Annotated in this window: 4 protein-coding genes; 1 reads left to right on the top strand and 3 read right to left on the bottom strand. The window is 66.8% G+C overall.

All coding sequences use genetic code 11. From position 1 onward, the window contains the following. On the top strand, positions 1-209 hold a 209-nt coding region (locus VIM19_14325), incomplete at its 5' end, for a DUF2200 family protein (GenBank protein HEY5186042.1). 3 nt (positions 210-212) lie between these two features. Here VIM19_14325 and VIM19_14320 read toward each other — a convergent pair. The 3 genes from VIM19_14320 to VIM19_14310 all read right to left on the bottom strand — a co-directional run. Next, positions 213-1,718 (bottom strand): peptidase S10, encoded by a 1,506-nt coding sequence (locus VIM19_14320; GenBank protein ID HEY5186041.1) that lies wholly within the window; start codon positions 1,716-1,718, stop codon positions 213-215. Positions 1,719-2,228: 510 nt separating this feature from the next. After that, positions 2,229-3,434, bottom strand: coding sequence for an IS4 family transposase (locus VIM19_14315; protein ID HEY5186040.1), 1,206 nt, complete (start codon positions 3,432-3,434; stop codon positions 2,229-2,231). Positions 3,435-3,462: 28 nt separating this feature from the next. Continuing rightward, positions 3,463-4,068 (bottom strand): SDR family oxidoreductase (locus VIM19_14310; GenBank protein ID HEY5186039.1); only part of this gene is annotated, 606 nt, incomplete at its 5' end.

The raw sequence follows: 4,068 nt of genomic DNA, 5'->3' as shown, positions 1-4,068 counted from the left end.
TGAGTGACCATCTGGCCGCGGGCACGACGTTCGAGGGCTTCTTCGCCGCTGCAAGGCTCAATCCGCAGGCCTCGTTGATCACCGGCGTGGTGTGTGGGGTGCGCGTCGAAGAAGTCGACGATCCGTTGATGCGGAAGATTCGCTACCTGGACAAGCTGGTCGACGAGCTGGCCAAGGGCAGGTCGATGGATAGGGTCTTGAGGGCGTAGCGCTCAGCGGCGCGGCTGGGATGCCCCGCGGATAAAGGCGGCAAGGTCCTTGCTCTGCTGTACCCGGCTCGGCTCGTGGACGTACATCATGTGGCCCGCCGGGTAGAAGGCGTGCTCGATGTTGGCCAGCAGCTCGGTGGGCACGTCGAGGTGGGCAAAGGTCTCCTGCGCGGCGTAGTAGGGCGTGGCGCCGTCGAGGTAGCCGTAGGCGACATGGACCTTGAGGTGTGGGTTGGCGCGCATCGCGCGGGCGAGCTTGTCGCTGACGTCGACGGGCCGGCCCTCGAACTCCTTGAACGACCACTCCTCGCTGGCCTTCAGCGACAGCTGCTCGTACGGCAGGTCGTTCTCGTAGCCGAGCTCAGCCCTCACGTAGTGGTTCCACGCGGCGGCATACGGACCGGCCATGGCGTCCACGCTCGGGTCGTCCTCCAGCTTCTCCGCGACCCCGTTGCCGGTCGGCCCCGTGAAACGGCTGTCGAGCCGGCCGACGACGAGCCGTTCGCGACGGAGCAGCTCGACGAAGAAGTGGAGGTGCTCGACCCTGAGGTCTGACAAGTCGACGTACTCCTCGCTGAGCCCAGTCATCCGGGCAAGGGCCCCGACCGCCTCGGTGCGCTGCTTGGTGGTGAGCCGGTGCCCCCGTGAGAGGACCCACGGATATGTGCGCTCGGCATAGTCCTCGGCCTCGGCGAGCACGCTGCGCAGCGCCTTCTTCCCGCGCTTGCCGTGGAAGTGCGCGACGGCTGCATAGGTCGGGAGGAACCCCACGTAGCCGCGGTCCTCGGGCTCGTGGAGGCCGATCGACCCGAGGTCGATGACGCTCGAGATGAGGATGACGCCGTTGAGGAACATCCCCCGACGGGTCTGGAGGTGCTCCGCGAGGGCCGCGGCACGGACGGTGCCGTACGACTCGCCCGCGATGAACTTCGGTGAGAGCCAGCGGTTGTTGCGGGTGGTCCAGAGGCGAATTACCTCTCCGACGCTCTCGAGGTCCGCGGTGAAGCCGTGGTATGCCTTCGGCTTGCCACCGGAAACCGCGCGGGAGAAGCCGGTCGAGACCGGGTCGATGAAGACGAGGTCGGTGACGCGCAGGAGGGTCTCGAGGTTGTCGGTGAGTCCGAATGGCGGGGCCTGAAGCGATCCCACGTCGCCCGACACCACTCGGCGCGGCCCCATGAGCCCCAGGTGCAGCCAGACCGAGCTCGAACCCGGCCCGCCGTTGAAGGCGAACGTCACCGGTCGAGGCGTGTCACCGCTCACGGCTGCGACGTAGGCCGTGATGGAGACCTCGGCCTTGGCCTTCAGCCCCGTGAAGGCCCCGTCCTCGTACATCTCCTCACGCAGGACGACGCGACCGGTCGTCGCGGTGTAGGCGAGTTGCGTGCGGCCGATCTGCAGCGTGTGCTCGGTCGTGACGATGTCGTCGACGGGGTCGGCGGGCACAGTCGTGGTGGAGGAGGCCGCGCGGTCCTTGTCCTTGGGGGCGTCTGTCGTCTTCTCATCCATAGCCAGACCCTAGACCGCGGCGGAGAGCTTCGGAGGCACTGTCAACTGCGGGCCTCGAGCGGCTACTGGGGAGCGATCATCGTCGATTACGAGTCCCGCAAACGACGCACTTCGCCATGTCCGCGAACGCACCACTCGCCCCCCAGATCCAGCAACCGTTCGGCCATGGTCTGCAATGAACGGGTCATCGTGGAGTACGTCTTGGTCTCCTTCACCCGCCGCGAGCCACCCTTAAGGTCAATGCCACTTAGTTAGTCTCCGAGGTCTGAGTTCTGTTCTTGTGGCTGCGTGCGGGGTCGTCGTTCCTTGTATCCGGTCCGTGAGGGGCCGGTGATGATGATCGTCTCTGTGGGCGGGGCCTGCGGCTGGGGGGTGTTGCGGTGGCCGGCGCGTTTGAGGGGCCATTTGGACATCTTGCGTTTGATCACCCGGGGGTTGACTCGCAGCCTGCGTGTGTTCAGCCACTGCAGCATCTCCGAGGTGGCTTCGGTGAGGGCGGATGCCAGGTGCTCAGGGGGAAAAGGCCGCCTGGTCGGTGACCTGGCGGCGGATCACTCGCAGGGAGCGGATGAACGAGACCCGGTCTGGGTCGAGGTCGGCGGGCTCGGCCACCTGGTTGATCAGGGCTCGGATGGCGTAGAAGACGAGTAGGTGGGCATAGATCTCCTGGATGACCATCTCCGGTGACTTCGAGCGAAGCACCCGACCGGCGCCGCGCTGGTGGGTCTTCAGCTCGTCGAACGCGTTCTCTTCCTCCCACCGCTGGCTGTACAGCGCCGCGAGTTCGGCAGCGGGCGCCTGCGCCGGGTCGAGCAGGGTGGTGATCAGCCGGATCGGCGGCTCGTTTTGTGCGCGTGTGGGGTGGGACAGGGTGTACTCCACTACCCGAACAGTGATGGGCTTGCCAGGGTTGCCCCGGGGTGGCTGCAGAGTCGAGTGATACGACCCATCGGGGCATTCCTTGGTCACCGGCAGGACGGTATTGGACTTGGTCCGCCAGCACAGCTGGGCGCCGGTGGCGGCAGCGCCCTGCCACAGGTCGTAACCGCAGAACCCCCGGTCAACCAGCAGCAGCATCCCCTCATCCAGCAGTGCGAACAGGCCACGGGCCAACGTGGTCTCCCCCGTCGTGCAGGCCCCGATCTCCGCTGCGATGATCGCGTGCGTGCCGCACTCGGCCAACGCCACCACCCGGGCCTGGGGGAACGCGCCCTTCCCTTCACCGCGGCCGCTGCCCGGCCGGCCGAAGTAGGCCTCGTTGGACGCCGTGTCGGGCACGTCCAGCACGGTCCCGTCGATCGCGACCAGCCGCAGCTCCCGCCACCACGACCCCACCGAGCCGTCCGAGCTCGTCGGCTTGGCAACCCTTTCGAAAAGCGTCTTCAGTACGCCCGAACCCAGCCTGGCACGCGCCTGGGTCAGCGCCCCCGTGGTCGGCACCCGCCACGACCCCCGCCATCGGGTCATCCTGCCCAGCCCGCCCACCAGCAGTCGGGCGACTTCCTCGTAGCCCTCGTCGGCCCACAGGCACATCGCCAGCGTGAAGTACACCACCACCCGAGCCGGCAGCAGCCGGTGACGTTTCTCCACCCGACCCGTCGATGCAAGCACCTCATCGACCAACGCCGGCGGGAACGTGGCCGTCAACACCCCCACCGCGATCCGATCCGGTAGGCGGTCAACGGATGACGGCTTCAGCTGGCCGACTCTTGGCATGAGCCGACACTACCAGCAAACCCACTAACTAAGTGGTATTGCGGTTAAGCGGGCTTTCCGCTCGGCGGATTACCCCGGCCTCGCCCTCGAGAGACGCTGCCGCCATTTCGGTCTCGACAAAGCCCGGAGCAACTGTGGTCACGGACACACCAGACGGCCCGAGGGCCCTGGCCAGTGATTGTCCGAAGGCGGCAATTGCTGCCTTACTGGCCCCATAGGCCGGGCTCCTCGGCTCGCCACGGAACGCCCCTCGCGAACCGACGTTCACAATGCGCGCGGAGCCGTCGCTTGGCATATGGCGAACAGCGCACCACGTCACGTTCGCCGCACCAACCAGGTTGACCCCCAGTGTGTCGGCCCATGCTTGCTGCCACTGCTCGTAGGTCACCTTGTCGATCGGGTGTGCCACGAAGACCCCGGCGTTGTTGACGAGGACGTCAATGCCACCCAAGGCTGCGGCTGCGTCATCGACCATCACCCGGACCGCGTCAGCGTCCCGCAGATCCGCCTGCACCACGACGTGGCCAGATCCGGGCAGTGACGCCACAAGCGCCTTTGCGGCATCCCGGCTAGCACTGCAGTGGACTGCCACCGCGTCCCCGAGATGCGCGAACCCCTCGCAGATCGCCGCACC

The sequence above is a fragment of the Actinomycetes bacterium genome (genome assembly GCA_036510875.1).
In the GTDB taxonomy this organism is placed as follows: Bacteria; Actinomycetota; Actinomycetes; order Prado026; family Prado026; genus DATCDE01.
Note: the sequence above shows the minus strand (reverse complement) of the source record. Positions and strands in the feature narration are given on the sequence as shown.